Annotated in this window: 13 protein-coding genes; 5 read left to right on the forward strand and 8 right to left on the reverse strand. The window is 68.1% G+C overall.

All coding sequences use genetic code 11. The features are described from left to right. Window positions 1-209: 209 nt before the first annotated feature. From AC6RA4_RS01535 to AC6RA4_RS01550, 4 genes are all read left to right on the forward strand, one after another. Entirely contained in the window at window positions 210-581 is a 372-nt protein-coding gene (locus tag AC6RA4_RS01535; protein ID WP_500156714.1) for a hypothetical protein, read from the forward strand. 569 nt (window positions 582-1150) lie between these two features. After that, entirely contained in the window at window positions 1151-2950 is a 1800-nt protein-coding gene (locus tag AC6RA4_RS01540; RefSeq protein WP_500156716.1) for a hypothetical protein, read from the forward strand. Then, the gene (locus tag AC6RA4_RS01545; protein WP_500156718.1) at window positions 2947-5490 is read left to right on the forward strand and encodes an AAA family ATPase; all 2544 of its coding nucleotides are present in this window, start codon (window positions 2947-2949) and stop codon (window positions 5488-5490) included. Before AC6RA4_RS01540 ends, AC6RA4_RS01545 begins: the two co-directional genes overlap by 4 nt. Beyond that, on the forward strand, window positions 5487-6521 hold the full coding sequence (locus AC6RA4_RS01550) for a hypothetical protein (RefSeq protein WP_500156720.1): 1035 nt from the start codon (window positions 5487-5489) through the stop codon (window positions 6519-6521). The genes AC6RA4_RS01545 and AC6RA4_RS01550 overlap by 4 nt, the downstream gene beginning before the upstream one ends. A gap of 225 nt (window positions 6522-6746) precedes the next feature. Here the strand turns inward: AC6RA4_RS01550 and AC6RA4_RS01555 are convergent, their stop codons facing one another. The 7 genes from AC6RA4_RS01555 to AC6RA4_RS01585 form a co-directional block, all read right to left on the reverse strand. Continuing rightward, window positions 6747-8537, reverse strand: a complete 1791-nt coding sequence (locus AC6RA4_RS01555) for an ABC transporter ATP-binding protein (protein ID WP_500156722.1) — start codon at window positions 8535-8537, stop codon at window positions 6747-6749. Beyond that, the gene (locus AC6RA4_RS01560) at window positions 8534-9493 is read right to left on the reverse strand and encodes an acetamidase/formamidase family protein (RefSeq protein ID WP_500156725.1); all 960 of its coding nucleotides are present in this window, start codon (window positions 9491-9493) and stop codon (window positions 8534-8536) included. Before AC6RA4_RS01560 ends, AC6RA4_RS01555 begins: the two co-directional genes overlap by 4 nt. A gap of 4 nt (window positions 9494-9497) precedes the next feature. Continuing rightward, entirely contained in the window at window positions 9498-11117 is a 1620-nt protein-coding gene (locus AC6RA4_RS01565; protein WP_500156727.1) for an ABC transporter substrate-binding protein, read from the reverse strand. Window positions 11118-11278: 161 nt separating this feature from the next. Next, complete coding sequence (locus tag AC6RA4_RS01570) at window positions 11279-12199, reverse strand: ABC transporter permease (protein WP_500156729.1); 921 nt, start codon at window positions 12197-12199, stop codon at window positions 11279-11281. Then, window positions 12199-13089, reverse strand: a complete 891-nt coding sequence (locus AC6RA4_RS01575; protein WP_500156731.1) for an ABC transporter permease — start codon at window positions 13087-13089, stop codon at window positions 12199-12201. The genes AC6RA4_RS01570 and AC6RA4_RS01575 overlap by 1 nt, the downstream gene beginning before the upstream one ends. Further along, complete coding sequence (locus AC6RA4_RS01580; RefSeq protein WP_500156733.1) at window positions 13082-13684, reverse strand: ANTAR domain-containing response regulator; 603 nt, start codon at window positions 13682-13684, stop codon at window positions 13082-13084. The genes AC6RA4_RS01575 and AC6RA4_RS01580 overlap by 8 nt, the downstream gene beginning before the upstream one ends. Next, window positions 13681-14781 carry a transporter substrate-binding protein gene (locus AC6RA4_RS01585; protein ID WP_500156735.1) on the reverse strand — a complete coding sequence of 367 codons (1101 nt, stop codon included), beginning with the start codon at window positions 14779-14781 and terminating at the stop codon, window positions 13681-13683. The genes AC6RA4_RS01580 and AC6RA4_RS01585 overlap by 4 nt, the downstream gene beginning before the upstream one ends. Before the next feature lie 359 nt (window positions 14782-15140). On the opposite strand from AC6RA4_RS01585, the gene AC6RA4_RS01590 reads away from it, so the two are divergent. Next, window positions 15141-16103, forward strand: a complete 963-nt coding sequence (locus AC6RA4_RS01590; RefSeq protein ID WP_500156737.1) for a Gfo/Idh/MocA family protein — start codon at window positions 15141-15143, stop codon at window positions 16101-16103. A gap of 229 nt (window positions 16104-16332) precedes the next feature. On the opposite strand, the gene AC6RA4_RS01595 is transcribed toward AC6RA4_RS01590, so the two are convergent. After that, on the reverse strand, window positions 16333-17342 hold a 1010-nt coding region (locus AC6RA4_RS01595; protein ID WP_500156739.1), incomplete at its 5' end, for a calcium-binding protein.

Here is a 17342-nt window from a genome sequence, read left to right on the forward strand (position 1 = left end):
GCTTGAATCATGCTCAAAGCCTGATGTGAATCCCTTTTGTCAACACGACCTAGCGGGCAAGGAATGCTCCCGCTTGCTGCCTTGCGAAGGGTCTACGCGGCATCTTATCGCGTCAACTCAACTCACTGGTGCAGGATTAACTCAAAAATCCCCAAATGAGAGAATCGTGATACCCTCCGTTCACTTGAACCAGGATTTGGAGGATTTCTATGTCGGACCAGCCTCAACCCAAACCCATCCAGGATGTGAGTGAATTCATCCTGAACAACCACGGCGCATTCGCAGTCTACGGAGGATTTCACTGGTGGGACTCGAACGGTAAGATGCACACTGCGGTGCATCATGCGAACGCTCCTTATCAACACGGCAAGTTTGGCGTCCCGCCTTCGATGTTCGACATTCCCGAGGGCTCTGTGCTCTGCTTTCGCGCGGGCATCGAAGCTGGTGGAAAGGAAGTCGCCAAGGAGGCTTTCACCTACAACCCCGATGCGGATGCCGCCCCTGAGTACAGAACGACCGGGACAACGATGTCTTCGCACATGGAGTATGAAGGCATTAAGGCGCCGATACCACCGGACTGACCCTCGAGTCGTAGCCTGATCGGAGGGTCCAAGGGGGCCACAAAATCCAAACGGCAAGCCATCGGACTGGCCCCATTTATAGAAGTTTGGCCGTGTCTCGCCGTCTCGCTGTCTCAGCGTGCCGCTAGTGGCTCCCAGAGGACCGGCTTCGTGCTATGCGAGGGAACGACGCCGGATCCTTTCACGTCAGAAACGGTACTTATCGCGTCGCCCACCGGCCAACTGACAGCCCGATGACGACCGATGATCTCGGCATGAAACTGCCACGCTACGTTCAGCGCCGCCCGTCCGGCCTACTCCGCTACAAGCGGAGCGTTCCGAAGCGCCCCGGGGCCTCCTCAATCTTCGCGGTCCTCCGCAAGATCGGATAGAGTCTCGCAAGGGCTCAACCAAAATCACTGCATTGCGTCGGGACGAGAAGCCCTAGGCGATCCCCAACAGCCGCTCTTGAAACTACGCATTTCGTTGACGCACACGCATTGCGTGTGAATGCTTACCCTACGGAGGCAGCAACCAGGCCTCCCTCGCGGACCATCCGGGGCCGCAGCGCCATTGCGGGAGGACCAGAGATGCGGGAATGCGATCTGATCATGAAGGGCGGGATCACCTCCGGGGTGGTCTATCCCTATGCCATCACCGAGCTGGCAAGCGCCTACCGCCTGCGCAGCATCGGTGGCTCCTCGGCCGGGGCCATCGCAGCGGCGCTGGCCGCAGCCGCCGAGTACCGGCGCCAGACATCCCCCGGCAAGGACGATATGGGAGGCTTCGAGGAAATCAGGGCCATCGCCGACGAGCTGGCGGAGGACATGGGCAAACTGCTTCAGCCCGCGCCCCCCTTCGCAGGGGCGTTCGGTCTGCTTCTCGCGCTGGTTTCGGATCCGGCACAGGGCGGATCCAAACTCCGAGGCCTGCTCACCGCCGCCACCCGGCTCTGGAAGCGCCCGTTGCTGCTCGCTGCGGGCACGGCGCTGGCGGGGCTGATTGCCGCCGTGGTGCTCTGCGATCTCGGCTGGCTGTTCACCGGGCTGCTTGCCGGCCTGCTGCTTGTGGTCGCCCTCATCGCCCTCGACCTGCGGCGGCTCTTGGCGAAGGATCTGCCGGCCAACCGCTTCGGCCTGCTGCCCGGCACCACGCAACCCGGCGGCAAGGGGCCGGGCCTGACCGAATGGCTGGCCGACAAGATCGACATCGTGGCCGGCAATCTCGGCCCCGACGGCAAGCCCGGCACCCCGCTCACCGTCGGCGATCTCGAGGCTGGCGCGATCGAGCTTGCCGCCATGACCACCGACCTGACCTCGAAACGGCCGTTCCGGCTGCCGCTGCGCTCGGCGCATCACTTCTTCTCGCGCAAGGAATTCGAAGACCTGTTTCCCCCGCGCGTCATGACCTATCTCATAGGCGAGGCGACGCCGCTCGATGCCAGCGCCGAGGGCGGTCCGGCGGACCTCTACCCGATGCGCATCGACAAGGACTTCCCGCTGCTGCTTGTGGCGCGCCTGTCGCTGAGCTTTCCCGGGCTGTTCCAGGCGGTGCCGCTCTGGCGCCGCGACTACCAGCTCAAGACACCCGCGGGAGAGGCGGGCCTCTGGCGCCGGTGCCTGTTCTCCGACGGGGGCATTTCGTCGAACCTGCCGATCCACTTCTTCGACGCCTGGCTGCCGCGGCGCCCGACCTTCGCGATCTCGCTCGCGTCGTGGGACCCGAAACGCCATGGCAAGGAGCGGGTGCACCTGCCCGAACGATCCGGACAGAACACCAATCTGCCAACCCATGACCTGGGAAGTCTCGGCGCCTTCCTCTCCTCCGTTCTGAACACCGCGAAGGACTGGCAGGACACGTTGCAGACCACCCTGCCCGGCTTTGCCGAACGCACCGTCGAGATCCGTCTCGACGAAGCGAAGGAAGGCGGACTGAACCTGTCGATGAGCAAAGAGACCATCACCAGCCTGACGGGCCTCGGTCGTCAGGCCGGGCGCATGCTGGTGGAAAACTTCGACTTCGAGGAGAACCGCTGGCGCCGCGCGATGTCGTTGATGGGAGAGATCGAGGGCAGCCTCGAGGCCTATGCCTGCGCATGGCACGAAGTGCCCGTTGGCACCACGGCCATGCCCTACGAGACGCTGCTGACCGAGTACGATCAGAAGACCATCACCAACGCCACCAAGACCTGGCGGCGGGATGTCCTCGCCCCCTTCGCGGAACGCCTTGCAGAGATCGGCGCGGATGTCGCTGCCGCGCGCTCGGCCGGTGAAAGGAAGACCGTGCAAGAGGGGCCGCGCCCGGGTCAGGATGCGTCGCTTCGGCTTTTGGCCGAGGCCGACCGCCGACCGCAATCGCGCGAGGGGGTTCCGCGGGAGGATGGCGCATGATCTTTTTCGATCATGCCGACCGGGAGCGCGACCTGCCCGAGTGGTTCGCCTCGCGCGAGGTCGAGGAGGCGCGCCGCCAGATCGCCGGTTTCCTGTCACTGGGGGACCGAGAACGCGCCCAGACAGACCCGCCGCCGGTCTGGAAACTTCCCGTGGGCCGGGATGTGCTGGCCGCGCTGGAGCAACGCTCCGGCGGCCTCTGTGCCTTCTGCGAGCAGCGCACGCCCATCAGGTCCTGGCGCTTCCGCCCGCCGGCCCATGCCATGCCGATGGCCAGCCCCGAAGAGCGCATCGCCTATCTCTGGCGCAGCTTCGATTGGTCCAACTTCTTCCCGATCTGCCGCGAGTGCACCCCCAGCCCCCCGACCTATTTCCCGGTCGACGGGCCGCGTGAGGCCGCCCCTCCGCCGCCGCCCATGCCCGACAAGAGCAGCACCTCGTCCGGCAGCCTCTGGCGGCTTCCCTTCTCCGGCGACGTGCACCAGACCATCCTCGGTGCCGGGGACGGCTCGGGGCGGCCTCCCGGCGACGATGCGATCCTTTACCACCCCGGCGAACCCGCACAGCCTGCCAGCACCTTTCAGGCGCGCCGCGACGGTGGGCTCATCCCCCTCAACACGCGCGCCCGGGAAACCGTGGCGACCTACCACCTTCAGCGTCCCGATCTGGTCGAGGCCCGCCATCGGATCGCGCAGGAGTTGATCGAGCGCCTCGAAGAGGCGCCGGTTCACACGCTGCACCTGATGACCGGGCTGGGGACCGATCCGGACCGTACGCCGCCGGAGCGACCGGAGTTCCCCGGCTTCGCCTATCTCGCCTTCCGGCAGGTGCTCGCCGATGCGCTCGGCCGGATGGGGCTCAAACGCTCCCTGTCGCTCGCGCAGATTATGCGCAGCACGGCGTCTGTCCAACGCAACGGCGCGTTCCCGCAGGCGCTGAGCGAGGCGATCAATGCCTTCCGCAGCGAGGACCGCGCCCCCGACGAGGCCGAGGCGCAGACCGCCGGTGCAGCAGCGCCGCAGGCGGCTACGCTGCCTGATGACAGCGCGGCCCGACGCGCCCATCCCCGGATCGCGACGCTTGCGTTGAGGGACTTCAAGTCGCTCGAGTCTATCGACCTCAAGCTGCCCGCGGCGCTCGAACCCGAGGCCGACGATATCCTGACCGAGACCAGCATGGAGCCGCCTTCGGCCCCGTGCCTGCTGATCCTCGGCGAGAATGCCACCGGAAAGAGCTCGATCCTCGAAGGTCTGGCGCTCGCCTGCCTCGACGCCCCGTCACGCGCCGCGCTGGCCGAGGCGGTGGAGCTGCGCCCCCGCCGCCTGACGCTCGACCCGCGCTATATGGGCGCCCCGGACGAAGAGCCGCGCGACTGCGCCAGCGTCGAGATCGCCTTTCACCCGGAAGACCCCGGCGAGGAGGGCCGCCGCCTCAGCCTCATCGCCCGGCGTGACGACCGTGGCGGCACCTTCGAGGAGCGCGACGACCTGCCCGGCCCCCGCCCCTTTGTCTTCGCCTACGGCCCCAACCGGCTGCACGGACGCAAGACCCGCGACGACCCGTGGCGGCATTACGACACGCTTTTCGAGTCCGACCGCCAGCTCTCCAACCCGGAGCCGTGGCTTATTGCGCTGGCGGAGCGAGAGGACGGCGCGCTCGACCTCGTGGTGGCCGCGCTGCGCCACATCATCCAGATCGACGGGCATTTCGAAAATATCGAGATCGCGCCAGATCCGCTCGAAGGCGACGCGCCCTGCGCGTGGATCCACCTCACCCGGCAAGGGCCCGATGGCCGCAGCGCCACCGTGCGCCAGCGGCTGGCCTTCGCCTCCTCGGGCTATCGCGCGGTTCTGGCGCTTGTTTGCGACGTGCTGCAGGGGCTGATGGCGGATGGAGTCTCGGTCTACGAGGCGCGCACCTCGAACGCGCTGGTGCTGATCGACGAGATCGAGGCGCATCTGCACCCGCGATGGAAGCTGCAGATCATCTCGGGTCTGCGCCGCGCCCTGCCCCGGGCGACCTTCCTGCTGACCTCGCATGACCCGCTCTGCGTCCGCGGCATGCGGCCCGGCGAGGTGATGATGCTCAACCGTCATCTGCGCGCCCCCGACGCCGGGGGCGACGGACCGTCCGAGATGGAGGTGGTCGAGCGGGTCTCGGATTTCGGCGCCTTCGAGCGCCTGACCGTCGAGCAGCTGCTGACCTCCGACATGTTCCAGCTGGTCTCTGTCGATGACCCGCGGGCCGAGCGGCGCTATGCCGACATCGCCAACCTGATCGGCCGCCGCGAGGCGCTGGACGCGGACGGCGCTTCCGGCGTGGCGCCCTTGACCGAGATCGAACAAGCGCGCCTGCGCGCGTTCCACGACGAGATCGTCGACGGCATGCCCGCCGGCGTGACCGAGGTCACGACCCTGGTCCAGAAGGCGGTGGCCGATTTCCTCCGCGACCGCCGCGCGCTGAAGGAAAGCGCCCGGCGCGCCCGGCGCGCCGAGGTCGAACGCGAGATCCGCGACTTCCTCGGGGAGCTGCTGAGATGAGGCATGTCGACCGCAAGGCCGTGGCCGAACCCGAGATCCTTCAGGCCCGCTTCACCCGCGGCCGCAAGAAGGGACGCTCGGAACTCGAGGATGTCATCGAGTTCATGAAGCGCAAGGCGCAGGGCCTCGAAAAGGGCTCCTACGATTTCGTGCGCTACAAGGAAGGCGCGGTCACCGAAGCGCTCGAGGCGCTGTTCTTCCGAAAATGCGCCTATTGCGAGAGCGCCTATGACATCGTGCAGCCGGTCGACGTCGAGCATTACCGCCCCAAGAACGCCGTCGACGGCGCCGAGGGGCATGACGGCTACTGGTGGCTTGCGATGGACTGGAACAACCTCCTGCCCTCCTGCATCGACTGCAACCGCCGCAGGGGCCAGCGCATCGCCGGCGCCACCGGGCTGGCCGAGATCAACGCCGGCAAACAGGCGCTGTTTCCGCTACGCGACCCCGCCAAACGCTGGGCTGACAGCGCCGCGCAAGACGGGGACGACGGCTCGGGCGAAGGGCGGCTGCTGCTCGACCCGACCCGCGACGACCCGCAGTTGCACCTGGCCTTTCACGTCGATCCCGACGCGCCCATCGGGCTGGTCTTTGCCCGGCCCGACCCGGATCGGAGCACTGCCGCCGGTGCCCCGGCCGCGCCGCCGCCGCTCGAGGAGACCGGACCGATGGTGCGCGCCGCGACGCAGGCCGGGCTGAGCCCGATGGGGGCCGTCTCGATCCAGGTCTACGGCCTCAACCGCACCGGCCTCGTGCAGGCCCGGACCCGGGTGATGCGCGACATGGCGTTCCTCTACAGCCTTGTCCTGTCGCTGAGCGAGCTTTCTGCGGAAATGCACAAACGGGCCGAGGATACCGCGCGTCCCGCCGCTGACCGCGATTTCGACCGCAGCATCGCCGTCAAGCTCGATGCCCTGCGCGCCGATGCCAAGGACCAGATGCGCGCCAAGACCGCCCCCGACGCACCCTATTCCGAGGCCGCCCGCGCCTGGGCCGGCGCCATGCTGGCCGAGCTCACCGCGCAGGACTGAGCCGCGCTGCCAACCTGTCTGTACGCCCAAGCATCCGCTTAGCGCCGCCGATGCCGCCGCCGACCCGGCAAGGCGGCCTGTGGCACGTCTACCCGGCCGGACTCCGCGCGGTTCACTCCGGTTCACAGGCAGCGGCTTGGCGAGTGAGGCCTCTCAATCGTCCGTCAGACGGGCAAAGCTGTTCCGGCCACGCTGCATCTCCATATTGCGAGCGTCTTCGTCGTCTCAGCTCCCGTCCGCCACCAGATGGCCGTCGCCGAGATCGCGCAGCGGCAGCCGCGGCGGCGGGTCGCCGATCACGCGGATCGGCGAGGGCATGTCGCCGACCGGGCGCGCGTAGGGCCGCCCCTTGCGCGACGGATCGGGCACCGGCACCGCGTCGAGAAGGCGCTGCGTGTAGGGGTGGCGCGGGTTTCCGAAGACCTGATCCCGGGTGCCCATCTCGACGATCTGCCCGAGATACATCACCGCCAGCCGGTCAACGACGTTCTCGACCACCGCCATGTCGTGGCTGATGAAGAGATAGGAGACCTCGGTCTCCTCCTGCAGCTCCTCGAGCAGCTCCAGCACCCGCGCCTGCACCGAGACGTCGAGCGCCGAGACGCTCTCGTCGCAGATGATGAGCTTTGGCCGCAGCGCCAGCGCGCGGGCGACGCAGATGCGCTGCCGCTGGCCGCCGGAAAACTCGTGCGGGTAGCGGCTCATCTGTTCGGGCGTGAGACCCACCCGGCGGAACAGCTCTTCGGCGCGGGCGCGGCGCTCGGCCGGGCTACCGACGCCGTGGATCAGCAGTGGCTCGGCCACCGCCTCGCCCACCGTCATGCGCGGATCGAGCGCCGCCATCGGATCCTGAAACACCATCTGCACATCGCGGCAGATCTCCTTGCGGCCCTGCGCGGTGAGCGTGGCCAGCCGCTTGCCCGCGACCTCCACATGCCCCTCGTGCGGCACCAGCCCGGCCAGCGCCTTGGCGATGGTCGACTTGCCGCAGCCGCTCTCGCCGACGAGGCCGAAGGTCTCGCCGGGGCGGATGTCGAAGCTCACCCCCTCGACCGCGTGCACGCGGTGGGTCGGGCGGCCGAAAAAATTCGCGCCGATGTCGAAATGCACCTTGGCCTCGACCAGCCGGGCCACCGGCACCGGCGCCTCGGGCGGCAGCGGCGCGGCGCGCTCGGCCCCTGCCCCGAGCCGCGGCACGGCGGCGAGCAGGTCGCGGGTATAGGCCTCCTGCGGGGCGCGGAAGAGCGCCTCCACCGGGCCGGATTCGACCATGCGCCCGGCCTTCATGACCACCGCGCGGTCGGCGCATTCGGCCACCACGCCCATGTCATGGGTGATCAGGATAATCGCGGTGCCGGTGCTTTCCTGCAGATCGCGCAGCAGGTCGAGCACCTCGCGCTGCACCGTCACGTCGAGCGCCGTGGTCGGCTCGTCGGCGATCAGCAGCGACGGGCTCATGACCAGCGCCATGGCGATCATCACGCGCTGGCGCATGCCGCCCGAAAGCTCGTGCGGGTACTGCCCCATGCGCCGCTCGGGCTCAGAGATGCGCACCCGGCGCAGCGCCTCGACGGCGGCGGCGCGGGCCTCGCGCAGCGACACCGGCTCGTGGGCGCGGATTGCCTCGACCAGCTGGCTGCCGATGCTGTGCACCGGGTTGAGCGAGGTCATCGGCTCCTGGAAGATCATCGCCACCTTGGCGCCGCGATAGTCGCGCATCGACGCCTCGGGCAGAGACGGCAGGTCGGTGCCCTCGAGCAGCGCCTGCCCGGAGGTGACACGCACGTTGTTCGGCAGCAGCCCCATCAGCGCCAGCGAGGTGATCGACTTGCCCGATCCGCTCTCACCGGCGATGGCCAGCGTCTCGCCGGCGCGCAGATCGAAGCTCAGCCCCTCGACCAGCGGACGCACCACGCCCCGGTCGCGCACCGAGACGGTCAGGTCGCGCACCGAGAGCAGCGGCGCGGCGGCCGCCCCCGGTGCGGGGGCGGCAAGGGTCTGCGCCGCGGTCGTCATTCGAAGACCGCGCGGGGGAAGTAGAACGACACCACCCAGTTCGGCATGTCGACGATCTCGGAGATCCGCAGATCGCCGCAGGTCGAAACCAGCATGTAGGCATCGACCGGCGCCATGCCGTAGCGCGCCGAGAGCAGGTCGACCATGCCGGCCACCGCGTCGCGGGCGCCGCTCATCAGGTCGGGCCCGACCCCGGTGGTGACCTCGTAGCCCTTGGCATCGAGGTGCCGCGTCACCGGCCCCGGCGTGGTGAAGCGCGGCATCTTCAGATTGGCGCCCTTCACCAGATCGAGGGTCAGCGTCACGTCCATCGGGCTTTCGATGGCGGTGCCGCAGACCTCGCCGTCGCCCTGCGCGGCGTGGGTGTCGCCCACTGAGAACAGCGCGCCGGCCACCTCGACCGGCAGGTAGAGCTCGGTCCCGGTGGCGATGTCGCGCACGTCGAGATTGCCGCCCGTGCGCCGCGGCGGCACGATCGAGTGCAGCCCCGGCTCGGCCTGCGCGACGCCGATGGTGCCGGTGAAGGGCTTGAGCGGCACGCGGCCATGCTCGCCCCAGAGTGCCGGCGCCATGGTGTCGGCGTCGAAGGTCCAGATGGTGAGCGCCGGGTCGGTGAACTGGTCCGCCAGCAGACCGAAGCCCGGAATGTTGGCGGTCCAGCCCCAGGCGGTGCCGTCGCGCTTCTGCGGGGTGAAGCCCTCGATGGTGATCTTGAGCGCATCACCGGGCTCGGCCCCGTCGATGTAGATCGGCCCCGAGACCGGGTTGATCTTGCCGAAATCGAGCGCCTCGACATCGGCGACGGTGCTCGACGGGCCAAGCTGGCCCGCCGAAGAATCCATGCAGTTGAACAGGATCGTCGATCCCGGCGCGACCGTCAGGGCCGGGGCAATGGCATTGTCCCAGCCGAAATGGTGCTGCGCGCCGTGGATCGTGTAGTCGCAATGCTTGCACATGGGATCACTCGGTCACGTAGACGTAATCGTAGTTCACCGGGATCGAGACCGGATCGACATAGAGCGCATCGTCACCGCCCATGCGCTCGGACTTCATGGTGTAGCGCTGCTCGTTGAACACCGGCACCCAGGGCGCCTCTTCCATCACCTTCATGTAGACGTCGGACCACATGGTCAGGCGCTCGGGCGCGGACGGATCGGTGAAGCTGTCGGCCTCGGTGGCCATGGCGTCGATGCTCTCGTCGCAGAACTTGGACCAGTTCCAGCCGCCCTCGCCGGCACCGGCGCAGCCGAGGATCGGGCCGTAAAAGTTCGACGGATCCGGGAAGTCGGCGATCCACGCCATGCCGCCGGACCAGATCATCGGCGCCTCGCCGGCGCCGCCGGCCTCGATCACGTTGGCCTGCGCGAGGGAGCGGATCTCGACATCGACGCCGATCGCCTTGAGGTCCTGCTGGATGGCCTGCGCGATGCGCGGGTTGGGATCGGTGTTCATCACGTAGAGCTCGGTCGAGAAGCCATCGCCAAGACCGGCCTCGGCCAGCTTGGCCTTGGCGGCTTCGGCGTCGAAGGCAAAGCCCTCGTATCCGCCGGTGTAGCCCGGCATCGACGGCGGCAGCGGCTGAGTCGCCGGCACGGCGCGGCCGTTGATGATCTGGGTGATGCGCTCCTTGTTGATCGCCATGTTGATGGCCTCGCGCACCTCGAGCTTGTCGAGCGGCTCGATGCCGACGTTCAGGGTGATGTAGCCGGTGTGCAGCTGGCCGCCCTCGACCACGCGCGCCGCCTGATCGGGATCGCCCATCACTTCCTGGAACTTCGCCGGCGGGATGCCGTCGCCGGGCACGTCGACCTCGCCCTGCTGAAGGCGCAGCAGCGCCACGATGGGCTCCTGCCCGACCTCGAAGGTCACGCCGTCGAGATAGGGCACGCCGTCACGCCAGTATTCGGCGTTCTTCTCGAACACGAGGCGCTGGCCGATGGTCCACTCGCCAAGCTTGAAGGCGCCGGTACCGACCGGGTGCTTGCCGAAATCGGTGCCGTACTCGTCCACCGCTTCCTTGGGCACGATCGAGGCGAAGTTCAGCGCCATCACGTGCAGGAAGGTGGCGTCGGGACGCGACAGGGTGATCTTGACGGTCAGCGGGTCGATCACCTCGACGCCCGAGAGCGTGTCGGCCTCGCCCGAGGAAATCGCGTCAAAGCCGGCGATGGAGGCGAAGAAGCCGGCGCCCGGCGACTGGGTCTCGGGGGTGGTGACGCGGTCGAGCGAGTACTTCACGTCCTCGGCGGTCATCTCGCGCCCGTTGTGGAAGGTCACGCCCTCGCGCAGCGTGAAGGTGAAGACGGTGCCGTCCTCACTGACCTCGTAGCTCTCGGCAAGGCCGGGGCGCAGCTCGGTGGTGCCGGGCACATAGTCCATCAGCCCGTCGAACAGCGACTTGATCATCGACCAGTTCTGCCAGTCATAGCCGATCGCCGGGTCGAGCGTGGCGACGTCATCCTTGTAGGTGACGGTGATCATGCCGCCGGGCGTGGCGTCGGGATCGGGGGTGTAGTCCTGCGCGAGCGCCGGGATCGCCGAGGCGAGCAGGATGGCGGTGGAGGTGAGAAGTGCTTTCATTCTTTGTTACTCCCTGTTGGATGGTATGCCCGAGCGTTGCGGGTCTGGTCTTGGGTAATGGGTCGTCCGTGAGTGGTCTTGTCCTGGGTCTTGTCTTGGTCGTGAGTGGTGGTGGGATCTGACCCCGGAGAAAAATACCGGGGCCGGTGGAAAAAGACGGGTCACCGCAGCTTGATGCGCGGATCGATGAGCGGGGTGACGAGATCGGCCAGCAGGTTGCCGAGCACGATGGCGGTGGCCGAGACCATGGTGACGCCCATGATCACGGGGATGTCGACGCGCTGAATCGCCTGCCATGCGAGCTGGCCGATGCCGGGCCAGCCGAACACGCTCTCGACCACGACGATCCCGCCCATGAAGATGCCGATGTCGATCCCGATCATGGCGATGATCGGCAGGATGGCGTTGGGCAGCGCGTGGCGCAGCAGGATGCGGCCGCGGGTCAGGCCCTTGGCGCGGGCGGTGCGGATGTAATCCTGACGTAGCACCTCGACCATCGAGGAGCGCATCATGCGGCTGTACCAGCCCGAGCCCATGATCCCGAGGGTGATCGCCGGCAGCACCAGATGCGCGAAGGTGCCGTAGCCGCCGATGGGGAACCAGCCAAGCTGCACCGCGAAGAGGTAGAGCAGCAGCAGCCCGACCACGAATTGCGGTGCCGAGACCGCGACGAAGCTGGTGACCATGAGCCCCTGATCGAGCGGCCGGCCACGGAACACCGCCGCCACGATGCCGAGCGTCAGCCCGATCAGCAGCTCGCAGACGATGCCGCCCGCCATCAGCAGCAGCGAGGCCGGCAGGCGCGCCGCGATCAGCGTCGCGACCTCGGTCTTCTGCAGGTAGCTGCGCCCCATGTCGCCCTGCACCAGCCCGGTGAGATAACGCCAGTACTGCACCAGCAGCGGCTGGTCGAGCCCGAGCTGGTGGCGGATGTTCTCGACCGTCTGCGCCGTGGCCGAACGCCCGGCGATCTGGCGCACCGGGTCGGCGGGCAGCACGTAGAGCAGCAGGAAGGTGATGAAGCTCACCCCCAGCAGGATCAGGGCGGACTGGATCAGGCGGCGCGTGAGGTAGCCGAGCATCAGTCGTTCCCCCTCTGGGTCGGGTCGAGCACGTCGCGCAGCGCGTCGCCCACGAGGTTGAAGGCCAGCGCCAGCAGCAGGATCGCCGCACCGGGGATGAAGACCAGCCAGGGCGCGGCCTGGAAATAGGTCTGGTTCTCGAAGATGATGTTGCCCCAGGACGGCGTAGGCGGCTGCACCCCCACCCCGAGGAAGCTCAGCGTCGCCTCGAGCAGCACGGTGACCGAGATGCCGAGCGTGCCCCAGACGATCAGCGTCGGGATCAGATGCGGCAGGATGTGACGAAAGAGGATGCGGCCCCGCGAGGCGCCGAGGGTCTTCTCGGCGGCGATGAACTCGCGCTCCGACAGGCTGGTGGTCTCGGTATAGACCACGCGTGCGGTCTGCACCCAGTTGACCAGCGCGATCACCATGGCGACGATCCAGAGCGAGGGCTGGAAGATTGCTGCAAGGCAGATCGCCAGCAGCAGCGCCGGAAAGGCCATCATCAGGTCGGTGAAGCGCATCAGTACCGCGCCGAGCCAGCCGCGCACGAAGCCGGCGAGCACGCCGACCAGCGTGCCGATCACCAGCGCCACGCCATTGGCGACCACGCCGATCACCAGCGAGGTCTGCGCGCCATAGAGCATCCGGGTGAAGAGGTCGCGCCCCAGAAGGTCGGTGCCCATCAGGAACGGCCCGCCCGGCGGCATCGGCTCGCCAAAGAGCGACAGCCCCTCGAAAAGCTGCTCGTCGGGCTCGAACGGCGCGATCCACGGCGCAAACACCGCGCCGCCGACCACCAGCGCGATGATGGCAAGGCCAAACAGCGCCAGCTTGCGGCGCATCAGGCGGCGCAGCGCGCCCGCCGGCGCTGCCGGGCGGGCCTCGATCGGGGCGGTGTCAGCCATGGTCGCTCTCGTCCTGCGGATTGGGTTTGGCGGCGGCAACGATGCGGTCGGCGGCGTCCTCGAAGCTCACCCGCCACGCCATCGCCATGCCGCGCAGCTGTTCATAGGCCTCGTCCTCGGTCTTGCCGCGCGCGGCGAGCACTGCCACCGCCTGCACCACCGTCTGGCGCTGGCCGAGCCGGCGCTTCAGGGCGTCGATCTCGTCGGCCAGCTCGACCCGCGCGTCGAAGGTGGCGCGCGCGATCAGCAGCGCCGAATAGACCCCGCCATCGCCGACCGGCTTGAGGATCTGTGCGTCGGCACCGAAATTCATCAGCCATTCGATGCGGCCCGGTGCCTCGGAGCCCACCAGCGCGATGGTCGGCAGCGGCGCCTCGCCCGGCTCCCACGGGAACTGGTCGTCATAGGCGGTGTCGACGTCGATGAAGAGGTAATCCGCCGCCCGGGCCGAGGCCGGCAGGTCGGGCCAGTGGCAATCCACCTCGAGCCCGATGGCCTGCAACTGGCGCACCAGCGCGGTGACCGTGGCGTGGGGCCGGTGCAGGATCGCGGCGCGGGCGCCGCCCAGATCCGGGATGCGAAGCCGGCGTCTCATTTCACCACCCGCAGCGGCACCGGCGCGGGCTCGCGCTCACGCGTGAGATAGGGATCGGCCTCGACCGGCGCGCCGGTGCGCAGCGGCACGAAGGCCCCGTTCCTCACCTGCGCGATGGCCACCGGCAGCCGGGTGTGATGGGTGCGCGGGCTGATCCCGAGCTCGGCGGCGCGGCGCTGCGCCAGCAGCTCGGAGAGCGACAGGTCTTCGGCGCCGGGCGCGCCGTGCAGGAGCTGCGCCAGCGTCATCACCGCGGCATGGGCCGCCGCCTCGAGCGACGAGCCGAAATCCTCGCGCCCGCCATTGCCCGGCAGCGCCGGTTGCAGGCCACGGAACCACGGGCCCGCCGAGATCACCCCCTCGGCCGACGGCCCGATGGCACCGAGCTCGCATTCGGTGAGGTTGCACGACAGCACCGGGCAATGGCCCTCGGCAAAGAACGGATCGCTTTGGCGCAGCTCGGCGATGGCGTCGAGGAAGGCGTATTGTGATTTACCGATCAGTTGGTTCAGCACGAAATCCGGCTTCAGCGCCGCGATCTCCTCGACGATGCGCGACACGTCGGTGACGCCGAGCGGCAGGTAGCGCTCTCCCAGCACCTCGCCGCCGGCCCGCCCGCCGATCTCGCGCGCCAGCCGGTTCATCTCCCAGCCCCAGATGTAGTTCGAGCCGGTCAGGTAGCTGCGCCGCCCGAACTGCGCGAAGGCATAGTCGAGCAGCGGCAGCAGGTGCTGGTTCGGGCAGGCATGGCCATAGACGATGCGGTCGGAGGCCTCGAACCCCTCGTAGGGCGCCGGGTACCACAGCGCGCCGTCCATGCGTTCAAGTGCCGGGATCACCTCCTTGCGGCTCCACGAGGTGGTGCAGCCGATCACGTGCCGCGCCCCGCTGTCGCGCAGGATCTCTTCGCAGAGCGGCGCGTAGGCGTCGATATTGCCCTGCGGATCGCGCTCGACCGGGTTGAAGACGATGTCGAGCGCGGGATCGGCGTTGACCTGCTCCACCGCCTTCAGCGCACCGGTGCGCTCAGCCTCGCTGATGAGGCTGTAGGTCCCGGAGCGGGAGAACAGGATTCCAAGGTCGATGTCGCGCGCCAAGACGCCCTCCAAAAACGAAAAAAGCCCCGCTGATCCCAGCCATCTCGAAGGACGGACCGCAGGATCGCGAGGCGCTTTTGCCAGCTATGTCGGGTTCAATATCGGCGCGCCATTGACGCCGTGTCAACACGGCGCCGCGAAAATTGGAGTCTCGCGCGGCACCGGACGGCGCCCGATGCGCAGAAAACAGGCACTGCTTTGCGGGCCGGCGCCGTCACATATCCCATTGATTGAATTGCCGCCGCACGCCTCCCTCTCGACGCGACGGCACCGCCCCCGCTCGGTGCTTTGCGATGGTGTTCCCGCCCTCGTGGCCGCTAGAACGGCGCGCAAGGCAACGCGCGGCGACAGGAGCGGACATGGCGGTAAAGACGGCAATCATCGGGCTGGGGATCATGGGACGGCGGATGCTGGAGCACATGCTCCCGCATGAAGGGTTTGCCCCGGTCGCCATGTGGGACCCCTCGCCCGAGGCCTGCGCCGAGGCGCAACGGCTTGCCCCCGGCGTGGCGCTGGCCGCCTCGGCCGAAGCGGCGATGGACGGGGCCGATCTGGTCTACCTCGCCTGCCCGCCGGTTCCGCGCAAGGCCTATGCTCTGACCGCCGCCGCCTCGGGCAAGGCGGTATTTCTCGAAAAGCCGCTCGGGGTCGACCTTGCCGAGAGCGAGGCTTTGGTGGCGGCGCTCGAGGCCAGCGGCGTGCCGGCGGCGGTGAACTTCACCCAGGCCGCGGGCGAGGCCCTCGCCAACATCTCCGGCGCCGCGTCCTCGGGCGCGATGGGCGAGATGAAGGGCGTCGACATGGTAGTGACCTACGCCGCCTGGCCGCGGGCCTGGCAACAGGCTGCGGACTGGCTGCGCTTCCGCGCCGAGGGCGGCATGACCCGCGAGGTGCTGTCGCATTTCCTGTTCTTCACCCAGCGCATCCTTGGACCGCTTTCGGTGGTCTGGGCCCGGCCCTCCTACCCCGCCGACCCGGCGCTCTGTGAAACCGCGCTGCTGGCGCGCCTCGAGACGGCGGCGGGCGTCCCTGTCTCGATCCTCGCGAGCGTCGGCGGCGCGCAGGAGGACCGGCAGGAATTCACCGTGAAGGGCAGCCTCGCCAGCCATCGCGTTTCGAACTTCTCCGACGAGGCGGTGTCCCGGGGCGGCGCGTTCGAGCCCGTGGCCCCGCCCCCCTCCGACCCGCGCGCGGTGGCGCTGCGAGCGCAGCTCGACGATCTGCTGCTCTGCGTCGCGGGCCAGCCGCACCGCCTTGCCACCCCGCGCGAGGCACTCGATGTTCAACGGCTGGTCGAGGAGATGCTGGGCGGCAAGGGCTGAGGCCCCGGCGGGCCCGGGCGATCCCGAGGGCGCGGCTTCGACAACGAGGCGCGCGCCGGGTCACGGCGTGTCGGGTGCTTTCGGGGCAAGCGCCAATGGCGCGCAAACCGATGGCCCCCACAGGCCGCACATGCCCCGGGGTGCCGCATCCCCCAAGTGCTCTGGCTCACCCGGGGACCCCCTTCGAACCAGACCACTCAGGCAGATCGGATCACCCGGCAGAGCGCGCTCAGACCAGGCTTATGTCATCGAGCTGAAGCCCGGGCACTCCTTCGACCATGACCGACAATTCCGGCGTGCCGTCGAGATCGGAATCGTAGCTGACCAGCGTGCCGCCGGCCTGCGTGGCGACACTCAGGGCCCCCGGCACGATGGCGCCGGAGGTGTCCCACACGATCTCGTCGACGCCGAGTTCGAAATCGAGGATGGTGTGAACCGCCCCGACATCAGAAGCGCTCAGCTTGAAGACGAAGACATCTGCGTCGTCGCCGCCGGAAAGCACGTCCCCTGCGCCGCCCGCGATAAGCCAGTCTTCTCCAGAGCCGCCTTCGAGCGTATCGGCCCCCTTGCCGGCGCGCAGCGTGTCGTCGCCACTGTCCCCCATGAGGCTGTCGTCGCCCGAGCCGCCATCAACGACATCGTCTTCGGTCCCGCCCGAAATCGTGTCGTTGCCGCCGCTGCCAATGAGGGAATCGTCGCCATCACGCCCGAAGATCAGATCGGCACCGCCTTCGCCAAGGATCTTGTCATCGCCGATACCCCCATCGAGGCTGTCAGCGCCGCGCCCGCCCTTGATCAGATCGTCGCCGAAACCACCGAGGAATGTGTCATCTCCGCTGGCACCGATGATGACATCGCGCGCAACGGTGCCTGTGAAGGCCGTGTCGCCTTCATAGACCTCGAAGCGGTTCTCGACGTCGGCGCCCTCGCCATAGACGATCTTGCGCCATGTCAGGCTGGCATCCGCCCCTTCGAGCAGTTCGGTCACGACCTTGTCCTCGGTGGTTGTCACGCGCAACCGCGAGATCAGGCTCCAGTCTGCGCCATATTCTTCGGTGACATGACGGTTGCCCTCGACAATGACCAGCGAGGCGCTGAGCAACGCCCAGTCGGCATCGTAGACCTGACGGCCGGTCCTGGTGTCGGTGTGGATCTCCTTGACCGCCCCGGTCAGGGTCCAGCCCGGGCCGAAGGTCTCGGTCAGGGTGAAATCTGCCTTCTCGGTGACCTTGGTGCCGC

The sequence above is a fragment of the Salipiger sp. genome, assembly GCF_059781815.1.

Excerpts from the sequence above, each read along its gene's own strand:
- AC6RA4_RS01560 (WP_500156725.1), bottom strand. The coding sequence starts at position 9,493 with ATGTGCAAGCATTGCGACTACACGATCCACGGCGCGCAGCACCATTTC.
- AC6RA4_RS01575 (WP_500156731.1), bottom strand. The coding sequence starts at position 13,089 with ATGGCTGACACCGCCCCGATCGAGGCCCGCCCGGCAGCGCCGGCGGGC.
- AC6RA4_RS01555 (WP_500156722.1), bottom strand. The coding sequence starts at position 8,537 with ATGACGACCGCGGCGCAGACCCTTGCCGCCCCCGCACCGGGGGCGGCC.
- AC6RA4_RS01535 (WP_500156714.1), top strand. The coding sequence starts at position 210 with ATGTCGGACCAGCCTCAACCCAAACCCATCCAGGATGTGAGTGAATTC.
- AC6RA4_RS01550 (WP_500156720.1), top strand. The coding sequence starts at position 5,487 with ATGAGGCATGTCGACCGCAAGGCCGTGGCCGAACCCGAGATCCTTCAG.
- AC6RA4_RS01590 (WP_500156737.1), top strand. The coding sequence starts at position 15,141 with ATGGCGGTAAAGACGGCAATCATCGGGCTGGGGATCATGGGACGGCGG.
- AC6RA4_RS01545 (WP_500156718.1), top strand. The coding sequence starts at position 2,947 with ATGATCTTTTTCGATCATGCCGACCGGGAGCGCGACCTGCCCGAGTGG.
- AC6RA4_RS01565 (WP_500156727.1), bottom strand. The coding sequence starts at position 11,117 with ATGAAAGCACTTCTCACCTCCACCGCCATCCTGCTCGCCTCGGCGATC.
- AC6RA4_RS01580 (WP_500156733.1), bottom strand. The coding sequence starts at position 13,684 with ATGAGACGCCGGCTTCGCATCCCGGATCTGGGCGGCGCCCGCGCCGCG.
- AC6RA4_RS01540 (WP_500156716.1), top strand. The coding sequence starts at position 1,151 with ATGCGGGAATGCGATCTGATCATGAAGGGCGGGATCACCTCCGGGGTG.
- AC6RA4_RS01570 (WP_500156729.1), bottom strand. The coding sequence starts at position 12,199 with ATGCTCGGCTACCTCACGCGCCGCCTGATCCAGTCCGCCCTGATCCTG.